General features: G+C 54.8%; 1 protein-coding gene. It reads right to left on the bottom strand.

From position 1 onward, the window contains the following. A partial coding sequence (locus KZZ04_RS20100; protein ID WP_219424021.1) for a type VI secretion system contractile sheath large subunit occupies positions 1-252 on the bottom strand: 252 nt, incomplete at both ends.

Genomic DNA, 252 nt, shown 5'->3' with positions numbered 1-252 from the left:
GATGGACTGCAGCAGCTTGATGTCCTGCGAGCCAGGGTTGAACTCGTAATTGCCGATGATGGCGCCGAATGGCTGGCCGCCGAACTGTCCGAACTCTGCGCTGTAAACCGCCTTGTAGAGACCCGAGCGCGTGATCTCCGGGGCGTCTTCAAAGTCGTCCAGCAACTTTTGCTTGGACACACTGAGCATTTCCAGGCGGTTGTTTTCACGAAAATCGGTACGGTCGACCAAAAATTTCAACGAACGCCATGA

The organism is Pseudoalteromonas sp. CR1 (assembly GCF_019392235.1).
Classification (GTDB): Bacteria; Pseudomonadota; Gammaproteobacteria; order Enterobacterales; family Alteromonadaceae; genus Pseudoalteromonas.
This window is presented reverse-complemented; position numbering and strand designations above follow the sequence as displayed.